At 61.5% G+C, this 20,909-nt stretch carries 19 protein-coding genes and 1 tRNA gene; 14 read left to right on the top strand and 6 right to left on the bottom strand.

Translation table 11 applies throughout. The annotated features are described in order from the left end of the window. Together B7Y49_RS12975 and B7Y49_RS12970 are read right to left on the bottom strand one after the other, a co-directional pair. The coding region (locus B7Y49_RS12975; RefSeq protein ID WP_374128022.1) for an acyl-CoA carboxylase subunit beta at positions 1–666 on the bottom strand (666 nt) is incomplete at its 3' end. A 67-nt stretch (positions 667–733) separates the two neighbouring features. Continuing rightward, a complete protein-coding gene (locus tag B7Y49_RS12970) occupies positions 734–1,750 on the bottom strand; it encodes an aldehyde reductase (RefSeq protein WP_374128021.1) in 1,017 nt (338 codons plus the stop codon). Between the two features lie 114 nt (positions 1,751–1,864). Here B7Y49_RS12970 and acs point away from each other — a divergent pair, with 114 nt between their 5' ends. From acs to B7Y49_RS12945, 5 genes are all read left to right on the top strand, one after another. Next, on the top strand, positions 1,865–3,802 hold the full coding sequence (gene acs, locus B7Y49_RS12965; protein ID WP_374128020.1) for an acetate--CoA ligase: 1,938 nt from the start codon (positions 1,865–1,867) through the stop codon (positions 3,800–3,802). A 235-nt stretch (positions 3,803–4,037) separates the two neighbouring features. Then, positions 4,038–6,074 carry a M13 family metallopeptidase gene (locus tag B7Y49_RS12960; RefSeq protein ID WP_374128019.1) on the top strand — a complete coding sequence of 679 codons (2,037 nt, stop codon included), beginning with the start codon at positions 4,038–4,040 and terminating at the stop codon, positions 6,072–6,074. Between the two features lie 50 nt (positions 6,075–6,124). Then, positions 6,125–6,958: a TauD/TfdA dioxygenase family protein gene (locus B7Y49_RS12955; protein ID WP_374128018.1), complete on the top strand. Its 834-nt coding sequence runs from the start codon at positions 6,125–6,127 to the stop codon at positions 6,956–6,958. Between the two features lie 208 nt (positions 6,959–7,166). After that, positions 7,167–8,336 carry an endonuclease/exonuclease/phosphatase family protein gene (locus tag B7Y49_RS12950; protein ID WP_374128017.1) on the top strand — a complete coding sequence of 390 codons (1,170 nt, stop codon included), beginning with the start codon at positions 7,167–7,169 and terminating at the stop codon, positions 8,334–8,336. A gap of 171 nt (positions 8,337–8,507) precedes the next feature. Then, complete coding sequence (locus tag B7Y49_RS12945; RefSeq protein WP_374128016.1) at positions 8,508–10,145, top strand: hypothetical protein; 1,638 nt, start codon at positions 8,508–8,510, stop codon at positions 10,143–10,145. 7 nt (positions 10,146–10,152) lie between these two features. On the opposite strand, the gene gorA is transcribed toward B7Y49_RS12945, so the two are convergent. Both gorA and pgi read right to left on the bottom strand, forming a co-directional pair. Continuing rightward, positions 10,153–11,496: a glutathione-disulfide reductase gene (gene gorA, locus B7Y49_RS12940; RefSeq protein ID WP_374128015.1), complete on the bottom strand. Its 1,344-nt coding sequence runs from the start codon at positions 11,494–11,496 to the stop codon at positions 10,153–10,155. 113 nt (positions 11,497–11,609) lie between these two features. Continuing rightward, positions 11,610–13,106, bottom strand: coding sequence for a glucose-6-phosphate isomerase (gene pgi, locus B7Y49_RS12935; protein ID WP_374128014.1), 1,497 nt, complete (start codon positions 13,104–13,106; stop codon positions 11,610–11,612). 134 nt (positions 13,107–13,240) lie between these two features. On the opposite strand from pgi, the gene lepB reads away from it, so the two are divergent. From lepB to B7Y49_RS12915, 4 genes are all read left to right on the top strand, one after another. After that, the gene (gene lepB / locus B7Y49_RS12930) at positions 13,241–14,056 is read left to right on the top strand and encodes a S26 family signal peptidase (protein WP_374128013.1); all 816 of its coding nucleotides are present in this window, start codon (positions 13,241–13,243) and stop codon (positions 14,054–14,056) included. After that, positions 14,011–14,724, top strand: a complete 714-nt coding sequence (gene rnc / locus B7Y49_RS12925) for a ribonuclease III (protein WP_374128012.1) — start codon at positions 14,011–14,013, stop codon at positions 14,722–14,724. The genes lepB and rnc overlap by 46 nt, the downstream gene beginning before the upstream one ends. A gap of 107 nt (positions 14,725–14,831) precedes the next feature. Continuing rightward, positions 14,832–15,734: a GTPase Era gene (era, locus tag B7Y49_RS12920; protein WP_374128011.1), complete on the top strand. Its 903-nt coding sequence runs from the start codon at positions 14,832–14,834 to the stop codon at positions 15,732–15,734. Then, a complete protein-coding gene (locus tag B7Y49_RS12915; protein WP_374128010.1) occupies positions 15,731–16,735 on the top strand; it encodes a carbon-nitrogen hydrolase family protein in 1,005 nt (334 codons plus the stop codon). The genes era and B7Y49_RS12915 overlap by 4 nt, the downstream gene beginning before the upstream one ends. Here the strand turns inward: B7Y49_RS12915 and B7Y49_RS12910 are convergent. Continuing rightward, on the bottom strand, positions 16,720–17,430 hold the full coding sequence (locus B7Y49_RS12910) for an NAD-dependent deacylase (RefSeq protein WP_374128009.1): 711 nt from the start codon (positions 17,428–17,430) through the stop codon (positions 16,720–16,722). The two genes, B7Y49_RS12915 and B7Y49_RS12910, sit on opposite strands and share 16 nt — an antisense overlap. 211 nt (positions 17,431–17,641) lie before the next feature. On the opposite strand from B7Y49_RS12910, the gene dapB reads away from it, so the two are divergent. The 4 genes from dapB to B7Y49_RS12890 all read left to right on the top strand — a co-directional run bounded on the left by dapB (position 17,642) and on the right by B7Y49_RS12890 (position 19,601). Then, the gene (gene dapB, locus B7Y49_RS12905) at positions 17,642–18,370 is read left to right on the top strand and encodes a 4-hydroxy-tetrahydrodipicolinate reductase (RefSeq protein ID WP_374128008.1); all 729 of its coding nucleotides are present in this window, start codon (positions 17,642–17,644) and stop codon (positions 18,368–18,370) included. After that, positions 18,367–19,044 carry an endonuclease III gene (gene nth, locus B7Y49_RS12900; protein ID WP_374128007.1) on the top strand — a complete coding sequence of 226 codons (678 nt, stop codon included), beginning with the start codon at positions 18,367–18,369 and terminating at the stop codon, positions 19,042–19,044. Before dapB ends, nth begins: the two co-directional genes overlap by 4 nt. A gap of 2 nt (positions 19,045–19,046) precedes the next feature. Then, positions 19,047–19,445 (top strand): hypothetical protein, encoded by a 399-nt coding sequence (locus tag B7Y49_RS12895; protein ID WP_374128006.1) that lies wholly within the window; start codon positions 19,047–19,049, stop codon positions 19,443–19,445. A 79-nt stretch (positions 19,446–19,524) separates the two neighbouring features. Beyond that, a tRNA-Arg gene (locus B7Y49_RS12890) sits at positions 19,525–19,601 on the top strand. A gap of 197 nt (positions 19,602–19,798) precedes the next feature. On the opposite strand, the gene B7Y49_RS12885 is transcribed toward B7Y49_RS12890, so the two are convergent. Further along, positions 19,799–19,993: a hypothetical protein gene (locus B7Y49_RS12885; protein WP_374128005.1), complete on the bottom strand. Its 195-nt coding sequence runs from the start codon at positions 19,991–19,993 to the stop codon at positions 19,799–19,801. 388 nt (positions 19,994–20,381) lie between these two features. Here B7Y49_RS12885 and B7Y49_RS12880 point away from each other — a divergent pair. After that, a partial coding sequence (locus tag B7Y49_RS12880) for a hypothetical protein (protein WP_374128004.1) occupies positions 20,382–20,909 on the top strand: 528 nt, incomplete at its 3' end.

Genomic DNA, 20,909 nt, shown 5'->3' with positions numbered 1-20,909 from the left:
CCCCGACTTCGTGGTATGCGTCACGGCACCCCCGAGTTCCTCCTGCGAGACCACTTCGTTAGTGACGGTCTTCACCACATCGGGGCCGGTGACGAACATGTAAGAGCTATCCTTCACCATGAAGATGAAGTCGGTCATGGCGGGGCTGTAAACAGCGCCCCCTGCGCACGGTCCCATGATCAGGCTGATTTGCGGCACCACACCACTGGCGAGCACGTTGCGCTGGAACACCTCGGCATAGCCGCCAAGGCTGGCGACGCCTTCCTGAATACGCGCGCCGCCCGAATCGTTGATGCCGATCACGGGCGCGCCGACCTTCATCGCCATGTCCATGATCTTGCAGATTTTCTGCGCATGACGTTCGGAGAGCGAGCCGCCAAACACGGTGAAATCCTGGCTGAATACAAACACCAGCCGACCGTTGATCGTGCCGGAACCGGTTACGACGCCGTCGCCCGGAATGATCTGGTCGGCCATGCCGAAATCGACGCAGTTATGCTCGACATACATGTCGAGTTCTTCGAACGATCCCTGATCGAGCAGCACGTTCAGCCGCTCACGCGCGGTCAGCTTGCCCTTGGCATGCTGCGCCGCAATCCGCTTCTCGCCCCCGCCCAATCGCGCCGCAGCGCGTTTTGCTTCCAAGCGGTCGACGATCGTTTCCATAGGGCTCCCCGAAGACGGTCAGCCCCCTTTCCAAGGAATCGCGCGAAACGCAACTGTCATGCGCGGGTCAGACCTTGATCACCCCCTGGTCGATCAGGCTGCGGGCGGTGTCGACGATCGTGTCGGCGGCGGGGCGCGGGACCCAGCCGAGCACGTCGCGAGCATGATCGGATGGCGTGATGCGTTGTTTGCCCAGCTCCCCGGTCACCATCCGGATCGTGGGATCGAACAGGCTGGTGAGCTGCAGCACGAAATCGGGCAAGCCGCGCGTCGGCACCTTGCGGGCTTCGCTGCCCATCCGATCGCGCAACACGGCCGCGACTTCCTTCATCATCATGAAAGGACCACTCGCGATGAAGCGCTCGCCGTCGATGCCATCGGCGGTCAGCGCGCGGACGTGGAGATCGGCGACATCGCGGACATCGACCACACCGAAACCGAAATTGGGCAGCCCGGGTAATTGGCCTGACAGCAGCCGCGTGATGATCTGCACCGAGCTGGAGAAATCAGCGCTCAGCACCGGCCCCAGCACGGCAGCCGGGTTCACCGATACATATTCCATCCCCGCGCCCTCGCCCGCCATCCAATCGCGCGCGGCGCGCTCCGCCAGCGTCTTGGACTTGGCATAGGCATGAACCTGCGGGCCGTTCACATCGGTCCAGTCCGTCTCGGTATAGGTGCCGATTTTCTTGCCATGGCCATAGGCAATCGCCGCGACCGACGATGTCATCACCACCCGCTTCACTCCCGCCGCCTTGGCGAAGCGCAGCGCCCGCAATGCCCCTTCGCGGGCGGGCACGATCAGATCGTCTTCGTGGCGAACAGCACCGCTCGGCAAGGGCGAGGCAACGTGCACCACATGGCTGCACCCGGCCACAGCATCGGCCCAACCCGCATCGTTCAGCAGATCAGCCGCAAAGAAGCGCAGCTTGTCGGCGGGCACCGCGAGCGCCGCTCGCACCTCTGCCTCGCGCGCCAGCGACCGGATCGTCGTGTTGATCGTCCAGCCCTGTTCGATCAGCTGGCGGATGATGAAGCCGCCGATATAGCCGCTGCCGCCGGTCACCAGTGCCTGTCCGCTCATCGTCATGCTCCCGATCATTCGAAATCAGTTTTAGATCGAAACTAAACGGCTGCCAAGCGGTTTGACTTGGCCGATCGGCAAGCTTGCGCCACACTGGCCGACCAGGAGATCAGGATGACCGACAAGCTCTATCCCGTGCCCGATGCGTGGGCGAAGCAGGCGCGAATCGATGCGGCGGGGTATGACCGGCTTTATGGGCGCGCGATCGCCGATTCGGGGAGCTTTTGGCTGGAACAGGCGCGGCGGCTCGACTGGATCAAACGCCCTGAAATCGCTGGCGACTGGTCATTCGATGAGCGCGATTTTCACATCCAGTGGTTCGCCGATGGCAAGCTCAACGTCGCCGCGAATTGCATCGACCGGCATCTGGCGAAGCGCGGCGATCAGACCGCACTGATCTGGGAGCCCGATGCGCCGGAGGAAGAGCCGCGCCGCTTCACCTATCGCCAGCTTCATGCCGAGGTGTGTCGGTTCGCGAATGTGTTGAAGGCGCAAGGGGCCAAGCGCGGCGACCGGGTGACGATCTACATGCCGATGATCCCCGAAGCGGCGTTTGCAATCCTCGCCTGCGCGCGGATCGGTGCGATCCATTCGGTGGTGTTCGGCGGCTTTTCGGCAGAGGCGCTGGCGGGGCGGATCACCGATTGCGATTCATCGATCGTCGTCACCGCCGATGAGGGGCGTCGCGGTGGCAAGAAAATCCCCTTGAAGGCCGCGGTCGATGCTGCAGCACTTCACGCGCCCGCGCTGAAAAAGGTGATCGTGGTCCACGCGACCGGCGGCGATGTGACGATGCATGAAGGCCGCGACGTGTGGTATCACGATGCCGCCGCGCAGGTTTCCACCGACTGCCCGCCCGAACCGATGGGCGCGGAAGACCCGCTGTTCATCCTCTACACCAGCGGATCGACGGGGAAGCCCAAGGGCGTGCTCCATACCAGCGGCGGCTATCTGCTATGGGCGAGCCTGACGCATGAATGGTGTTTCGATTACCGCCCCGGTGATGTGTGGTGGTGCGCCGCCGATATCGGTTGGGTGACCGGGCACAGCTATATCCTCTATGGCCCGCTCGCCAACGGGGCGACCACATTGATGTACGAAGGCCTGCCCAACTGGCCCGATGCCAGCCGCATCTGGCAGGTGGTTGATCGGCATCAGGTGAGCACGATCTTCACCGCCCCGACAGCCTTGCGCGCGCTGATGAAGGAGGGTGACGCGCCAGTGAAATCCACGTCGCGCGCCTCGCTGAAACTGCTCGGCACAGTCGGCGAGCCGATCAATCCGGAGGCATGGCGCTGGTATCATGCGGTTGTCGGCGATGGCCGTTGTCCGATCATCGACACTTGGTGGCAGACCGAAACCGGCGGCGCGATGATTGCGCCGATGCCGGGCGCGACCACGCTGAAACCCGGCAGCGCAACCCGGCCAATGCCCGGCGTCGTGCCCCAGATCGTCGATGCAGAGGGGAAGGTGCAGGACGGCGCGACTGAGGGCAATCTGGTCATCGCCCGCAGCTGGCCCGGGCAGATGCGCACCGTGTGGGGCGATCACGGCCGGTTCTTCCAAACCTATTTCACCACCTATCCCGGCAAATATTTTACCGGAGACGGGTGCCGCCGCGATGCCGATGGCGATTACTGGATCACCGGCCGCGTGGATGACGTGATCAACGTCAGCGGCCACCGGATGGGCACGGCAGAGGTCGAATCGGCGCTTGTCCTGCACCCGCAGGTTGCCGAGGCGGCGGTCGTCGGCATGCCGCACGACATCAAGGGCCAGGGCATCTACGCCTATGTCACGCTGAACGCGGGCGAGACCGGCAGCGAAGAGTTGCGCCAGACCTTGCGGGCATGGGTGCGGACCGAAATCGGCCCGATCGCAACCCCCGACGCACTGCAATTCGCGCCCGGTTTGCCGAAGACGCGGAGTGGCAAGATCATGCGGCGAATTCTGCGCAAGATCGCCGAGGGAGACGTGTCGTCACTCGGCGATACCAGCACGCTGGCTGATCCGAGCGTGGTCGAAGATCTGGTGGCGAATCGGATCGGGTAAGGCGCTGTTGCCTTCCTGTGCTATTCACCTCCGTTTGGGCTGAGCTTGTCGAAGCCCTGCCTTGCTTTCGACCGTCGACAAGAAAGGCAGCCCTTCGACAAGCTCAGGGCAAACGGCAGATGGTTACGGTCTTTCCACAATGCACATCCATGTAAGGGACGGCTTACATTTTTCGTTTGCGCTGGCGCCGCTTCACCGCTATAGCTTGGCAATACAGTACCTAGGAGGGTTTTCCATGCGCTTCAATCGTTTCGCTCGCCTTGCTGCGGCCACGGCCGTTCTTGCCCTTACCGTTCCTGCCCTTTCCAAGGATGCGGCTACCCCCCGCTATGGCAGCTTCGGCGTCGACCTGTCGGCCAAGGACGCAGCCGTAAAGCCCGGCGACGATTTCTGGACCTTCGCCAATGGCGGCTGGGCGAAGCGCACGCAGATTCCTGCCGATAAGGGTGCCGTGGGCTATGGCAACATCCTGTCGGATGAGGCCGAAATCAATGTCCGGCTGATCCTGGACGATATGGCGAAGAACCCCGGCAAATACGGCCCGACCGGCAAGCAGGTCGGCGATTTTTACGGCACCTGGATGGATGAGGCAGCAATCGAGGCCAAGGGCGGTGAACCGCTGAAGCCCTACCTCGCCAAGATTGCGGCGATCAAGGACCTGACCGATCTGCAGACGATGTTCGCCACCGTCGGCTATCAGTCGCCGGTCGGCATCGGCATTATCCCCGATCTCGCCGATCCGACGCGCTACACCGCCGCCACCGGCCAGGACGGGTTGGGCATGCCGCGCGACTATTACCTGCTCGAAGGCGACAAGTATGTCGCGTATCGCAAGGCCTACCGCGCTTACATTCAGAAAATGCAGGAACTGGCCGGTATCCCAGATGCCAGCGCCAAGGCCGATGCGATCATGGCGCTGGAAACCGCGCTCGCCAAGGAACATTGGACCCCCGAGCAGAGCCGCAACATCATGGCGCTCAACGATCCTCAGGATCTGGCCGGCCTTGAGAAGAAGGCCCCGGAATGGGATTGGGCCTTGCTGTTGAAGGTTTCGGGCCTGGACAGCGCGCCGAAGATCTTGTTCGCCAACAACACCGCCATTGCGGGTATGGGCAAGATCCTGGTCGCAACCCCGCTGCAGACCTGGAAAGATTATATGGCTTTCCACTTTGTCAGCGGCAACGCCGGCTTCCTGTCCAAGGTTTTTGATGACGCCCGGTTCGATTTCTATTCAAAGACGCTGTCGGGCGTGCAGACCCAGCGCGATCGCTGGAAGCGCGGTGTGCAGCTGACCAATGGTTCGTTGGGTGAAGCCGTCGGCCAGCTCTATGTCGACCGGTACTTCCCGCAGACTGCCAAAGCGAAAATGACCGAGCTGATCGAAAATCTGCGCGGTTCCTATCAGGAGCGGATCAGCAAGGCACCTTGGATGGACGAGCCAACCCGCAAGGCAGCGCTCGCCAAGCTGGCAGCGTTTGAGCCCCGGATCGGCCACCCCGAAAAATACATCGATTATTCGAGCTTCAAGGTGGTGCGCGGCGACATGGTGGGCAACGCCATGCGATCGGGTGAATTCGCGCAGCAACTCCAGCTCAAACGCTTCAAGAAGCCGGTCGATCGCAGCCTGTGGGCGATGACCCCGCAGACCGTGAACGCCTATTACAATCCGCTCGCGAACCAGATCACCTTCCCTGCCGCCATCCTTCAGCCGCCCTATTTCGATCCCAATGCTGATCCGGCGGTGAACTACGGCGCGATCGGCGCGATCATCGGCCATGAAATGGGCCATGGTTTCGACGATCAGGGCAGCCAGTTCGGCCCCACCGGCAAGTTCGAAAATTGGTGGACGCCAGAGGCGAAGAAGGCGTTTGCGGATCGCACGGCGGTGCTCGTCGCGCAGTTCGACGAGTATGAAGGTCTGCCCGGCACCAAGGTGAACGGCAAGCTGACGCTGGGCGAGAACATCGGCGATCTTGGCGGCGTAGAGGCGGCCTATGGTGCCTATCAGCGGTACCAGGCCAAATATGGCAAAGCCCCGGTGATCAACGGCTTGACCGGCGATCAGCGCTTCTTCATGGCCTATGCTCAGGCATGGCAGTCGAAACTGCGCGATGATGCAGCGCTTGCCCGGCTGCGTACCGATCCGCACAGCCCGCCCTATTTCCGCGTCAACGGCATCGTCCGCAATGTCGACGCCTGGTACACCGCGTTCAACATAAAGCCAGGCGACAAGCTGTATCTGGCGCCTGAGAAGCGCGTCCACATCTGGTAAAACCGACTGCAATCGCCCATGCTGCGCTCCATAAGAACAGGAGAGGCAGCATGGGCGAAATGCAGATCAGGCCGCTGGCCGCGCATTGCGGGGCGGAAGTTACCGGGGTCGATGTCCGGTCAATCGATGACGACGGCCTCGCCGCGATCCGGCAGGCGCTCGCCGATACCGGGGTCGTTCTGCTCCGCGATCAGCAGTTAAGCCCCGAAGATCACATCGCCTTTGCACGGCGCTGGGGCGATATCGACGTCAACAATTACTTCCCGGCGAATGGCGGCTATCCCGAAATCGCCGAGGTGCGAAAGGCCGAGACCCAGTTCGTCAATATTGGCGGCGGCTGGCACACTGATCACAGCTATGATCCGGTACCGGCGATGGGATCGATCCTCGTCGCGCGGGAGTTGCCGCCGGTTGGCGGTGACACGTTATTCTCAAACCTCGGCGCGGCATATGACTCGCTGTCGGATGGGCTCAAGGCAACGCTTGCTACACTTCGCGCCGTGCACAGCGCCGATCACATCTACGGCCCTGACGGCGTGTATTCGAAGACCGATCAGGCGGCTGATCTAAAAGGTCATGATATCCGCGCCAACGCCGTCCACCCCGCGGTCATCAACCACCCAGTGAGCGGGCGGAAAATCCTGTACGTGAACCCGGCCTTCACGCTCCACTTCGAAGGCTGGACGCGCGAGGAAAGTCAGCCGCTGCTGCAATATCTCTACAGCGTGGCAATGCGCGAGGAGTTTCAATGCCGCCTTCAATGGCAACCGGGTTCGGTCGCGGTGTGGGACAACCGATCGACTTGGCATCTGGCAATGAACGATTATCACGGGCACCGTCGACTGATGCACCGGATCACGATTTCAGGGGTTGCGCTGAACTAGACCGTGGGTGGCGGGAAACCTCGATCTCCAACATCCGTCACCCCGGACTAGTTCCGGGGTCCACCTCGCAACAATATTTTCCGCCTGTAGCCTCATCGCGGACCCTGGAACAAGTTCGGGGTGGCGATATCATCAGACAATAGACTATCACTGAACTGTCACTAAAAAGAGATACGTTCGAAAGAACTTAGCAGGCGGAGGTCATCCAATGGCCAACATGTATGCGCGGATCAAACGTGACTTCGCGAACGACCCCGCGGGTGGTAAACACTGCGCCGAACGCTTGCTGAAAATACGCGCTCGGCTTGAACCACTCCGCAAGCGCAAGAGCGATGGATCGCTATTGCTCGCGACCTGGAACATCCGCGATTTCGATTCGAACAAGTTCGGTTTCGGTCCGCGTCGACCGGAAAGCTTCTACTATATCGCCGAGATGATCTCAGCATTCGATCTTGTCGCGGTGCAGGAGGTCAACCGCGATCTGCGGGCACTGCAGCGCGTGATGTCGATACTGGGTCGCGAATGGGATTACATTGCCACGGACACGACCGACGGGTCGGGCGGCAACAATGAACGCATGGCGTTTGTCTACAACACCGAAAAAGTCTGGTTCCGCAAGATCGCGGGCGAAATCGTCCTGCCCGACGGCCAGCAGATCGTTGCCCGCAAAAAGGTGAAGACACCGAAGGACCAGCCCGAGGGGCCGCCTGAGCAAACCGTGGAGAAGCAGCTGCAATTCGCGCGCAGCCCGTTTCTGGTGGCGTTCCAATCGGGCTGGTTCCATTTCAGCCTGTGCACCGCGCACCTCTATTACGGCGCCGCATCAGGCGATGCGCTCGACCAGCGGATCGAGGAGATCAAGGCACTGGTGAAGTTCTTCGCCAAACGTCAGGACGAAGCAAGCAAGCAAGAACGCGACAGTCTGGGTGCGGTGGAGAATTACATCATCCTCGGTGATTTCAACGTCGTCAGCCCCGAACACAAGACGATGCAGGCGCTGAAATCGAACGGCTTCGTTGTGCCCGATCCGATTGACGGCAAGAAGGTCCGCCAGTTGGGCGACCATTTCTACGATCAGATCGCGGTGCGCGTGAAGGACGATCGCTTCAAGGTGCTCGGCGGCGGCATTGTCCGCATTTTCGAGGATGTGTTCACCGATGCCGATCTGCCGCTTTATGCCGATCAGCTCCCCAAAAAGGATCCCGAGAAGGAATCGACGAGCAAGGCCACCACGCCGGAGGCGATGTACAAAAAGTGGCGGACGTTTCAGATGTCTGACCACAGCCCGTTATGGATCGAGATCGCCACCGATTTCAGCGAGCAATATCTGACCGCGATCGCGACTGGTAAAAGCGACGCGCCCAAGCCCCCCGCCTGACCCCACACGATTGCCGCGCACAAACTAGTACCGGCTTTCCAGCAAATGGCGTTCGCTCCTGCCGATTCCCCTCAATGCTCGCCGCCGCAGGCGAGCAAGACAGATGCTGGCAATCGCGATATCGATGAGCAGTTGATGTTAATGAAGAGATGCTTGATGCCGTCAAGACTATTGATCGCGGGTCTTTTCGCGCTGATGTTTGGCACTTGGCCGCTAGGCGCGACCCCGGCCGCAGCGACGCCAATCGGCAAAGTGCAGGTCGATGTGCGCATCGCGCGCGACGCAGCCCATTCGGTCGTTACGCTCGATCGACCGGTTCTTCAGTTCGACTTCGAACCTGGTGATGTGGTGCGCGATGGCGTTTTCGACATGCTTACCCCGGGCCTGACGTTTCAGGGCGAGCGCGTCACCGGCACCACCCCTTTTCGCCGCTTCGAACTTCGCGTGCGCCCGGCGACGCGTGAATATGATGCAAAATATCCGTCATTTTATTCCATCGGCGATGGCGGATTGATCTTCATGCCCGCGCTAAAGGGCAGCGAGACGGCGTGGCGCACGCAGTTCACGATCAGGATGCAATCCGGGCAAGTCCGCGCGCCTGCATCCGGCTCGATTGCTGGCGGCTATGTGTATGTCGGTCCGGCGGCCCTGGTTAGCAAATTGCCCGATCTGGTCGTGGTCGCCGATCCCGGAACGCCGCGCTGGCTGGTTGATCGATCTCAAGCCGAACTCGCCACCGCAGTCCGGTTCTTTACCAAGGACATGGGGATGAAGCTGCCCCGCACCCCCGTACTCATCGTCAAGAATATCGAGGACGGAACGGGTTTTGTCGGCGATGTCACACCGGGATCGGTAACCGCACTCCGGTTCCATGGCGCAGCGTCCGGACTGCCGACATCGGAGATTAATCGCATCCAGGGCTTTGTGTTGCATGAAGCATTTCACTTCTGGAATGGCGGTGTTGCTCGCGTCGCCAAGGGCACGCCGAGCTGGCTGCATGAAGGCGGCGCGGATTATGCGGCGTTGATGGCCGGACACACATCAGGCACGCTGAGCGATGCCGATGTCAGCCAACGGCTCGCAGACGCCCTGACGAACTGCAAATCTGGATTGGAATCGGAAGGGAACAAGCCGCTAGCCGCGCTCTCCTTCCTGTCGAACCGGGTCCGGTATCCCTGTGGCATGATCCTGCAATGGGCAATCGACCTGCGGATCAGGCAAGCCAGCGGCGATCGGCAGAACATCCTCGACATCTGGGGCAAGGTGATCCGCGCCGCCGCTAAACAGCGTGAGACGACCTATAGCCTACCGGACTTTTACGCCGCCGCGGGCATTGACGATCCAGCCACTTTCGCCCCCGTGGCCCTCATCGTCGATCAGGGCGGCGGCGATCGATGGGAAACGCTGGTCACCGCCCTTGAGGCTTTCGGGGCGGATGTCAGCACAATAGCGACCCCCGATACGCGACGACCGGCGCTGCTGTTCCACCTGCTGGAGCAGAACTGCAAAGCACTGCCCAAAGGCGCCAGCTACGGATTCTATCTGAACGACGGTGTGCTTAAATTGCAGAGCCCGGCGGGGTGCAGCGTATTGGCCGAAGACCCCGTCATCAAGGCCATCGAAGGCGCCAATCCGGTTACGCTTTCCGCAGAGACTTATGCGGCTGTCCAAGGAAAATGCGTGAGCGGTGCTGGGGTGCGCCTAACGACGAGCGACGGCCGCACCTTGGTTGCCGCCTGCACCGCCCCCCTCAAACCGGCTCCAAAAGGCTATGTGGTCAAGGCGTGGAAGAAGTCGTCGCCCGCCTGAGCGGCGCTTATTTCATCAGCACCAGCTCTTCGGCCATGGTGGGGTGTAGCGCAATCGTGTCGTCAAAAGCGTCCTTGGTCAGCCCGGCCTTCACCGCCACTGCCGCTGCCTGGATAATCTCGCCCGATTCAGGGCCGATCATGTGTAGACCGACCACGCGGTTCGAGGCGGCGTCGCACACCATCTTGTACAGCGCGCGTTCGTTGCGCCCCGCCAGCACATTCTTCATCGGCCGGAAATCGGACGTATAGACCCGCACTGCGCCGTATTTCTGCTTGGCCTGGCTCTCGGTTAGCCCGACCGCGCCGATCGGTGGGTGACTAAAAACGGCGCTGGGAATGCAGCCATAATCGACGCGGGTCAGCTTGCCGCCGAAGATCGTGTCGGCAAATGCCTGTCCTTCGCGGATCGCCACGGGGGTGAGCTGCACCCGGTTGGTCACGTCGCCAACGGCATAGATGCTCGGGACACTTGACTGGTTGTCGTCGTCGACCTTCACGGCACCGTTTTCGAGCACAACGCCCGCTTCCTCGAGCCCAAGCCCGTTGGTACACGGCACGCGACCGGTCGCGAACATCACGCAATCGACGGTCATCGGGTCGCCCGTGGTGAACGCGACCAGCAGGCTGCCATCGGCTTGCTTCTCGATCGATTTGAAGACGGTATTGAAGCGGAACTGGATCCCCTTCCCCATCGAGATTTGCAACAGGCGATCGCGGATCTGTTCGTCATAACCGCGAAGGATCGCGTCGCTGCGGTTCACGACCGTCACCACGCTGCCGAATTCGTGGAAGATGCCGGCAAACTCATTGGCGATATAGCCCGCGCCGGCGATCAGCACCCGCTTTGGGAGCGTGGGCAGATGGAACACCTCGTTTGAGGTAATGCCGTGCTCGCTGCCGGGGAAATGGAGCAATTGCGGAGTCGCGCCGGTGGCGATCAGGATGCGCCCCGCCGTTACCGTCCTACCGCTCGCCAAGCGCACCTCATGCGGGCCTGCCACCTCAGCGCGTTCGAGGATCACCTCAACCTTATGGCTGTCGAGCGTCGTCGTGTAGGCGGCGTTCAGGCGATCAACCTCGGCCAGCACGTTATCGCGGAGGCGCGGCCAATCGAACGCACATTCGGGCACGTCCCAGCCGAAGCGGCGAGCATCGGCGAGATCCTCGGCAAAATGCGCGCCGTACACGAGCAACTTCTTGGGCACGCAGCCGCGGATGACGCAGGTGCCTCCAACCCGATATTCCTCGGCAATCGCCACCTTCGCACCATGGGCAGCCGAAACGCGGCCAGCGCGAACACCGCCTGAGCCTGCGCCAATGACGAAGAGGTCGTAGTCGAAAGTGCTCATGCTTGTTCCTTTTGTTCGTCACCCCCGCGACGGCGGGGGTCCAGCTGCCTTTTGTAACGTCGCCAAGAAGCTGGATCCCCGCCTTCGCGGGGATGACGGTAAATGAAAGTGGGTTATCCCAAAGCCCGCTTGATCAGATCGGTGGTCGACGGATCAAAGTCCAGCCCGCCTTGCCCCGCCGCCTTGGCCATTTCCTTGCCAAGCTCCACCCCGAACTGGTCGAACGGGTTGATACCCAGCAACACGGCATTCACGAAGGTGCGATGCTCATAAAAGGCGATAAGCGCACCTAATGCGCGCGGATCGAGCACCTCGATCAGGATTGTCGCGCTAGGCCTGTCACCAGCATAGGCGCGCGCGGGATCGGCATCATTGGCGCGACCCTTCATCAAAGCGGCGCCTTGCGCAAAGCAGTTGAGCAGCAATTGTTCGTGATGATCATCGGCCAGCGCATCGCCGGGCTCCACCACCGCGACGAATTCAACCGGGATCAGATGGGTCCCCTGGTGGAGCAGCTGGAACACGGCGTGCTGCGCATCGGTCCCTACCCCGCCCCAGGTCACCGGCGCCGTTGCGCGGCCGACCGGTGTGCCATCAGCCCCCACGCTCTTGCCGTTCGATTCCATTTCGAGCTGCTGGAGATAGCTGGGCAACAGCCGCAGCCGCTCGTCATACGCAAATACCGCCCGCGTTTGCGCGCCCTTCACCTGAGTGTAGAACAAGTCAGCGAAGGCGGCGAGCACGGGCGCGTTCTCATGCGCCGCAGCCAGGCGGAAATGGCGGTCCATTTCGCCAGCACCTTCGAGCAGTTCTTCAAATGCTTCCCAGCCAAGCGCTAGTGCGGCCGGAAAGCCGATCGACGACCAGAGCGAGTATCGCCCCCCGACCGACTCCGCGAAAGGCAGGATGCGCGTTTCGTCGACGCCCCACTCGACCGCCTTGTCAGGATCTGCCGTCAGCGCGACGACGCGGCCATAGGCATCCTCCACGCCGCCTTCGCGCATCCATTCAAGTGCGCTGGTTGCGTTGAGCAGGGTTTCGGTGGTGGTAAACGTCTTGGAGGCGATGACGAGCAAGGTCGCCGTGGGATCAAACCGCGCAAACGCCTCTTCCATTGCGCAACCATCAACGTTGGAAACAATCGCGACTTCATACCGGTCCTCATCACGGCCCAGCGCGTCGATCAACAAATCAGGACCCAGTGCCGATCCGCCGATGCCGATGTGCAGGATATGCGCGATCGGCCCGAGCGCCTCGGCCTCGATTGCATCGATCAGCGCCCGCATCCGGGCGTGCAGCATGCCGGCACGCGCGACACTATCCTCCGATCCCTCGCCGCGTTCGGCGGTGTGTTCGGCGGCGCGTCCCTCGGTAGCGTTGATCGGCTCGCCCCGGAACAAAGCTTCGCGCTTACCCGAAAGATCCTGCGCCTTCGCAAGCGACTCGAAAGCCGCAATGGCATCCCCGGTCAAATGCGTTTTCGACCAATCGAAATGCAGCCCGGCGATGTCGACGCTGAACTTTGCAACGCGCGCAGGATCATCGGCGAACAACCGTTCCAGGCGGGGCGCCCGCAACGCCTCAATCGCGCGCCAATCGGGGGAGGACATCGGCTTTTCTCCAAGTCAGCGCTGGCGGCCAGCACGCTTCGGGTGATCCCCACCGGCTCTAGCGTCCAATTCCTGCTCCTGCCACTCGAAACACCCGGCTTGACGGCGCACGCGGCCCCAAGCAAAGCCAGTACATGGCCGATACAGCAAGCATCAAGCCGATCACGGCACCGCTGCGCACAGAGATGCGCGAAATGATCAGCTTTCTGGTCAAATTGGTGCTGATCGTCAGCATTTTTCGCAGCTTCTTCTTCTCGCCGTTCAATATCCCGTCCGAATCGATGCTGCCACGGCTGAAGATTGGCGACTATTTGTTCGTTTCGAAATGGAATTACGGCTATTCGCGCTATAGCCTGCCGTTCAGCCTGCCGCTGATCCCCGGGCACATCTTTGCGACCTTGCCCGAACGCGGCGACGTCGCGGTCTTCAAAGCACCACCGGGCAATAGCGACGATTACATCAAGCGCGTCATCGGCCTGCCCGGCGATACGATCCAGATGCGGCAAGGCCAGCTGATCCTAAACGGCGTGGCTGTGCCCAAGCAGCGGATCGCCGATTTCACCATTCCGATCACGCCGAATTATACCTGCTCGGTCGAGTTTCAGGATAGCGACAAGGGTAAACCGATTTGCCGCTATCCGCAATATCGCGAAACGCTGCCCGGCGGTCGCAGCTACAATGTGCTCGATCGCGGCGAAACCGCGGCCGACAATACCGGGCTGTACACCGTGCCCGCCGACCATGTTTTCATGATGGGCGACAACCGCGACGACAGCGCGGATAGCCGCTTTCCCCCGGTTCAGGGCCAGGGCATCGGCTTTGTCCCGACCCGCAATCTGGAGGGTAAGGCGGTGCTGATGTTCTTCTCGACTGATGGCAATGCCAGCTGGTTCCTGCCCTGGACATGGTTCGCCGCCGCGCGCTGGGATCGGATCGGGAGTGGTTTTTGACCGATAGCGATATCGGCGACTGGCTGACGTCGCTGCTGGGGATCGAACCACGCGACGCGGCACTCTATCACCGCGCGCTGACGCATGGCAGCCAGGCTGCCGCCAATTACGAACGGCTGGAATTTCTGGGGGACAGGGTGCTCGGCCTTGTCATCGCCGAATGGCTGTTCGAGCTGTTCGAGGGCGAGCCGGAGGGGCAGCTATCCAAGCGGCTGAATGCGCTGGTGACCGGGCCGGTCTGCGCCGGTGTCGCCCGCGCCCACGGCGTTCCCGCGCGGCTGAAGCTGGGCAAACAGGCGCGCGATGACGGCGCTACCGATAGTGACAATGTGCTGGGCGATGTGATGGAGGCGCTGATCGGCGCGCTCTACCTCGATCACGGTCTGCCCGCCGTGCGCGCCGCGATCCGACGTTTGTGGGGGGATATCGTTACCACCCAGGCGCGCGCACCGCAGCATCCCAAATCGGCGCTGCAAGAATGGGCCGCCGCGCACAACCGCCGCCCGCCCGACTATGCGATCATCGACCGTTCCGGCCCGCAGCACGCGCCCGTCTTCACGGTACGCGTGACGATCGGCAAACTGGCCGAGGCGAGCGCAACAGGTACGTCAAAGCAAGAGGCCGAGACTGCAGCGGCGGCGGCGCTGCTGGCGCAGCTTGAGGGGTAATCGTCATGCCGGACTTGTTCCGGCACCCACGCTGGCGCAAGAGCAACAAAAGTCGAACCAGACCCACAGTGGACCCCGGAATAAATCCGGGGTGACGAAAGAAGTTGATGAGTGAACAAGAACAATCCTGCGGCCTGATCGCGGTGGTCGGTGCGCCCAATGCGGGCAAGTCGACGCTCGTCAATGCACTGGTCGGGCAGAAGGTGGCGATCGTCAGCCCCAAGGCGCAAACGACCCGCACCCGGCTGATGGGCGTCGCGATTGAGGGCAATACCCAGATCCTGCTGGTCGATACGCCCGGCATCTTCGAACCCAAACGCCGCCTCGATCGCGCGATGGTCGCGGCGGCCTGGTCGGGCGCGGAAGGCGCGGATGTGATCGCACTGGTCGTCGACGGCAAGGGCGGCATCGGCCCTAAGGTGATGGCGATTGCCGAGGGGCTGAAGCACCGCCGCGAGCCCAAATATCTGATCCTGAACAAGGTCGATATCGCGGAAAAAGAACGTCTGCTCGGCCATGCCAAGCGTCTGAACGATGCCGTGCCATTCGAGGAAATCTTCTTCGTCAGCGCGTCGACCGGTGACGGTCTGCCCGAACTGAAGGCGGCATTTGCCAAGGCGATGCCGGTCGGACCCTGGCATTTTCCCGAAGATCAGGTGTCCGACGCGACCGAACGGATGCTTGCCGCCGAAGTGACGCGCGAACAGCTTTACCTGCAGCTCCATGCCGAACTCCCTTATGCCAGCGCGGTGGAGACTGAACAGTATAAGGAACGCGAGGACGGCTCGGTCGAGATCCACCAGCAGATCCTGGTCGCGCGCACCACGCAACGCGCGATCGTGCTGGGGAAGGGCGGCAGCCGCATCAAGGAAATCGGCGCGCGTGCACGGGCTGAGCTATCGACCCTGATGGGGCGTCCAGTGCACCTCTATCTTCATGTAAAGGTGAAAGAGAACTGGGATGATGATCGAAGTGTGTACCGCGACATGGGGCTGGATTGGGTAGAATGAGCAAGACCGTGAAGGCCGCAATCCTGCAGGCAGCACCCGTACCGCTGGATATCAGCTATGGCATCGAACGACTGATCGAGTTTGTCGCCGACGCTGCCGATATCGGCGCCGAGGTGGCGGCGTTCGGCGAGACGTTTCTGGGCGGCTATCCGCTCTGGCTCGATGAAGCACCCAATGCCGCGATCTGGGACCAACGCGGCACGCAGGCGCTGCATTCGATCCTGCTTGATCAGGCCCTGCGCAAGAATGACCCCCGGCTCGCGCCGCTGCAGGCGATTGCCGATGCCGCCGGAATCATCGTGTGTGTCGGCGGGCATGAGCGGGTGCGATCGAGCCTGACCAACACCCAGTATATCTTCCGCCCCAACCTGCCGCATCTGCTGCACCGCAAACTGGTGCCCACCCACAGTGAACGCATGATCTGGGGTCGCGGCGATGGATCGACTCTCGACGTGCACGAGGCCGAATGGGGCAATGTCGGCCAGCTGATCTGCTGGGAACACTGGATGCCGCTGGCGCGCGCGGCGATGCATCATGCGGGCGAGGCCGTGCATGTCGCTGCCTGGCCTACGGTGCGCGACGTCCATTTGATCGCATCGCAACATTATGCGTTTGAGGGACGCTGCTTCGTGCTTGCGGCCGGCACCATCCAGGATCGCGCCGATCTGATCGAGGGATTGGCGCGCGTCGGTGGCGATGTCGATGCGCAGAAGCTGATCATGGGCATGCCCGAGGGTCAGTTACAGCACGGCGGCAGCGCCATCATCGGTCCGGATGGCAAGGTGATTGTCGGCGCCGAAGCCGGTCCCGATCTGCTGATCGCCGATCTCGATCTGTCGGCCATCGGGCGCGGGCTGACGTCGCTCGATACCGATGGCCATTATTCACGTCCCGATGTGTTCGAATTGCGGGTCGATCGCCGTGCGCGAACGGGGGTTGCGAATGCGGCGGACGGGCTGGCGCCGAAATCCCGTCGCAAATCGGATCAGGTGGTCGACTGAGCGAGCAGTTCATCGACCCATGCGGGCACTAGCACGCTCGCTGCGCCAAGCCGGGTTTCGTGGAAGAAGATGCTGCCTGCCGACGGTTCAAGGTTCAGTTCCAGCGTCTGTGCACCGTAATGCCGCGCGGTCTGGACAAAGCCTGCCGCCGGATACACCGCGCCCGATGTGCCAACCGACACGAACAGATCGGCGCGCGACAGGGCCGCCTCGATCCGGTCCATCGCGTAGGGCATCTCCCCGAAGAACACGATATCGGGTCGCAGCGCCCCGGTTCCACACGCCGGACAATGGCTACCCGGCGGCAAGCTTTCCACCCACGCGCGCCGGTCACCACAGGCCGCGCACAGCGCCGACAACAACTCGCCGTGCATGTGCAGCAAGCGCTGCGCCCCGGCCCGTTCATGCAGATCATCGACATTCTGGGTAACGATCAACAAATCGCCCGGCCATTCTGCGTCGAGCCGGGCCAAGGCATGATGGGCGGCATTGGGCTCCACACGGGTCAGCGCCGCGCGCCGATCATCATAGAACCGGTGCACCAAGACTGGATCGTCGGCGAGCGCTTCAGGAGTGCAGACATCCTCCACGCGGTGGCCCTCCCACAGCCCACCGGGTCCACGGAAGGTGGCGAGCCCGCTTTCGGCGGAAATTCCTGCACCCGTCAGGATCACGATTGTTGATTGCCTGTCCATGCGCCGACCTCCTATCGCGAGGGGGCAAAGACCGCCATTGGCTTGACGGCGAGATCAACCCATTTTTTGGCATCGCACAGCCATATGGGCCTGTTTTCGCCCGCCGCTTTCTGCCATCTGCGCTGCGGGGGCGCGGTGATCGAATCCACTTGGTGTTGGCGCGGCGACGCGCCGGTGCCGTAGCGGCGGCGATTGAGGATCGGAGCGGCATGTGACGGCAATCGGCATCTACGGCAGCGCGGGGCGGATGGGACAGGCAATTACGCTGATCCTGCCCGAATATGGTGCATCATTGGCGGGTGGAATCGATGCCGGTGGCGACCCAGCGCCTTTGGCGAAACTCGCCGATGTGCTGGTCGACTTCACCGTGCCGGGTGCCCTGCCCGCCAATCTGGCAGCAGCGCGCGCCGCCGGAACACCGATCCTGATCGGCACCACCGGCATCACCCAGGCGCACCGGGCGCTGATTGCCGATGCATCGCAGGAAATTGCCGTGCTACAGACGGGTAATACGTCGCTGGGCGTGACTCTGCTCGCGCGGCTGGTGCGAGAGGCAGCCGAAAGGCTTGATGCAAGTTGGGATATCGAGATCGTCGAAATGCACCACCGCGCCAAGGTGGATGCCCCATCGGGCACCGCGCTAATGTTGGGCGAAGCGGCGGCGGCAGGGCGCGGCGCGGCGCTGGGCGATGTCAGCGTGATGAGCCGAGCGGGCCTGAGCGGGGATCGCGCGGAAGGGACGATTGGCCTGTCCTCGCTGCGCGGTGGTACCGTGGCGGGCGACCATCAGGTGATATTCGCCGGCCATGGTGAACGAATCGAGCTTGGCCACCGCGCCGAGGATCGTGCGATCTTCGCGCACGGCGCCATCACCGCCGCGCTTTGGCTCGCGGGGAAGCCAGCAGGCAGCTATTCAATGGCGCAGGTGCTCGGCGTTTGAAAAAGACCGACGTTATCGAATTCTATTCCCGGCTGGCGGCGGACAATCCTCACCCTGAGACAGAGCTGGAATCCGGCAATGTCTACCAGCTTCTCGTCGCCGTCGTCCTGTCGGCGCAGGCTACTGACATCGGCGTGAACAAGGCGACGCGCGCCCTGTTCCGCGACGTTTACACCCCTGAACAGATGGTCGCGCTGGGTGAAGATGGGCTGAAGCAGCATATCAAGACGATCGGGCTGTTCAACGCCAAGGCCAAGAACGTCATCGCGCTCAGCGAGGCGCTGATTGCCGACCATAACGGCGTGGTGCCGGCCGATCGCGATGCGCTGGAAAAGCTGGCGGGGGTTGGCCGCAAGACCGCCAATGTCGTGATGAACGTGGCGTTCGGGGCTGAAACCTTTGCCGTGGACACGCACATTTTCCGGGTCGGCAACCGCACCGGCCTGGCCAAGGGCAAAACGCCGCTGGCGGTGGAAAAAAATCTCGACAAGGCAACGCCTTCACCATTTCGGCTTCACGCTCATCACTGGTTAATCCTGCATGGCAGATATGTCTGCAAGGCGCGCACCCCGGAATGCTGGCGGTGCGGCGTCAGCGATTTATGCGCGTTCAAGGCCAAGACGCCCCCGCCGCGGCAAAAGGCGTCGGCACAATTGGTCGCGCCGGAGGAGTAGCAATGTTTCGCGCCATAGCCGTTGTTCCCGCCACCGCATTGATTCTTGCCACCGGTCTGTTGTTGGGTACCCCCAGCAGTGGTGCGCGCGATCGCAACGCCGTGCCCACCGCCACACCGGTCGGCAAACCGGAAAGCTGCATTCCCCACCGGCGCATCCGCGATACCCATGTACGCAATGATTCAGTGATTGATTTCAAGATGATGGGCGGCAAGGTCTATCGCGCGACGATCAAGGGCGGATGCCCCGGCCTCGGCTTTCAGGAACGTTTCGGCTATTCGACCGCGCTCGACCGGCTCTGTGCCAGCGACATCATCACTGTCTTGTACCTAAACCCGATTGGCAGCGGTGCACGCTGCCCGATTGGCCAGTTCCAAGAGGTGATTTTGACGCCACCATGATGCCGTTTGGCGCGATGCCGGAGCGGTGCCGAAAAAATCTGGCGCGCCGACGCTGGCTTTGCTAGGCGAGTGGCCACATGCACCCGTAGCTCAGCTGGATAGAGCGCTGCCCTCCGAAGGCAGAGGCCACACGTTCGAATCGTGTCGGGTGCACCAGTTTTTCAATCACTTAGCTGTTGCTTTTGATCGCCGTACGGAACGAGTACGGAAAACAGGGGTATTTTTTGCCTCGGTTGATTCGCGTCGAAAGCCGGGACTTGACGCGGTGCAATCGCAGTTCAGAGCGCCGGAGTTTGGCCCGCCTTGGATTCTGCCACTCCGCTTTTTCCTTACGGTTGGGAATAGGCACGCGCCTACTGAATAGGCCCGCTGGCCAGCCGAGAAACGTCCAGTCGCGCCGCGATTCCTTTCCACGCCTCGACCCCGTCCAGATCACCCGCCAGCAACAACGCGCCAATGCGTTCAGCTACAAACAGAGGCGCACTTTCCCCATGCGCCCGCTCGATTTGGGCGACGCAGGCCCATAGCTCCCAATCGGTCAGAGCCATAACCACCACGTGAGACTAATCAGGATCAACGCCCCGATGGCATAGGCTTCGATTGTCAGGACAGAGGGACGACGCATTGCGCGAAGCTATCGGACGCAGCGGCACGGTGCCACCCTGTGCAGATAGTGCAGTTAGGTCGCGCTAGCACATGGAACGATCAACGTGAACGACCGGCGCTGGTGGAAAGGCCAAGGTCGGCTTCTCGGCACGGCGGCAGTAAACGCCAACCTTCAATGTGGCGGATTTGTTTGTCTACTATTCGTCTATTTATCGCGGTTGGTACGATTGCGACAGCTATGAGAAAGAGACCGGCTGGAAAAGATAAGCGCTGTCGAATTGTTTATAGTAGCGGGCTCACAATGGACGATTCGCGAGGGGCGCAGCGACGATGATCGACGGAACCATTCTTTGCAGCAGCGCACTTCACGTGACTGTAAATGCTCCGTTCGCGTTAAATGTTACGTCCGACAGCTTCGTGAGCTGGGTTACCGCAGTCATGTCTTGGGCTGATTCAGTAGATTGGCCAGATAAAGGAACTTGGCCAGAATGGATTGCAGCACTGTTAACAGCAATCGGCCTCGTGGTTGGAAACAGCTTTTTTAGAAGTCGTTTTCCAGACCCTGAAAAGAAATTTGTTAAAATGATGTGCAAACAGGTGTGGGGCTGCACTAACAATATTAGTTCTGTTTTTTCGCTGCGGTTGCAACAACCACCGAGCGACATTGAGGCGTTGCGTGTGCTGGTTCGCCATTTGCGTGAAGACCTCAGTTTTTCGGTGAGTTTTATCGAGGCGATGCGCGATCAGCCTTTGGGCTACTGGCACAACGCAGACCTTTTCACACCCTTTCTCAATTGGGCCGTGATTGTTTCAGCCATGTGGCAGCAGCTCGACGATCTGAATCATTCGATCAACTAT

Source organism: Sphingomonas sp. 28-62-11 (genome assembly GCF_002278865.1).
In the GTDB taxonomy this organism is placed as follows: domain Bacteria; phylum Pseudomonadota; class Alphaproteobacteria; order Sphingomonadales; family Sphingomonadaceae; genus Sphingomonas.
Note: the sequence above shows the minus strand (reverse complement) of the source record. Positions and strands in the feature narration are given on the sequence as shown.

Excerpts from the sequence above, each read along its gene's own strand:
- B7Y49_RS12970 (WP_374128021.1), bottom strand. The coding sequence starts at position 1,750 with ATGAGCGGACAGGCACTGGTGACCGGCGGCAGCGGCTATATCGGCGGC.
- acs (WP_374128020.1), top strand. The coding sequence starts at position 1,865 with ATGACCGACAAGCTCTATCCCGTGCCCGATGCGTGGGCGAAGCAGGCG.
- B7Y49_RS12960 (WP_374128019.1), top strand. The coding sequence starts at position 4,038 with ATGCGCTTCAATCGTTTCGCTCGCCTTGCTGCGGCCACGGCCGTTCTT.
- B7Y49_RS12955 (WP_374128018.1), top strand. The coding sequence starts at position 6,125 with ATGGGCGAAATGCAGATCAGGCCGCTGGCCGCGCATTGCGGGGCGGAA.
- B7Y49_RS12950 (WP_374128017.1), top strand. The coding sequence starts at position 7,167 with ATGGCCAACATGTATGCGCGGATCAAACGTGACTTCGCGAACGACCCC.
- gorA (WP_374128015.1), bottom strand. The coding sequence starts at position 11,496 with ATGAGCACTTTCGACTACGACCTCTTCGTCATTGGCGCAGGCTCAGGC.
- pgi (WP_374128014.1), bottom strand. The coding sequence starts at position 13,106 with ATGTCCTCCCCCGATTGGCGCGCGATTGAGGCGTTGCGGGCGCCCCGC.
- lepB (WP_374128013.1), top strand. The coding sequence starts at position 13,241 with ATGGCCGATACAGCAAGCATCAAGCCGATCACGGCACCGCTGCGCACA.
- rnc (WP_374128012.1), top strand. The coding sequence starts at position 14,011 with ATGGTTCGCCGCCGCGCGCTGGGATCGGATCGGGAGTGGTTTTTGACC.
- era (WP_374128011.1), top strand. The coding sequence starts at position 14,832 with ATGAGTGAACAAGAACAATCCTGCGGCCTGATCGCGGTGGTCGGTGCG.
- B7Y49_RS12915 (WP_374128010.1), top strand. The coding sequence starts at position 15,731 with ATGAGCAAGACCGTGAAGGCCGCAATCCTGCAGGCAGCACCCGTACCG.
- B7Y49_RS12910 (WP_374128009.1), bottom strand. The coding sequence starts at position 17,430 with ATGGACAGGCAATCAACAATCGTGATCCTGACGGGTGCAGGAATTTCC.
- B7Y49_RS12895 (WP_374128006.1), top strand. The coding sequence starts at position 19,047 with ATGTTTCGCGCCATAGCCGTTGTTCCCGCCACCGCATTGATTCTTGCC.
- B7Y49_RS12885 (WP_374128005.1), bottom strand. The coding sequence starts at position 19,993 with ATGGCTCTGACCGATTGGGAGCTATGGGCCTGCGTCGCCCAAATCGAG.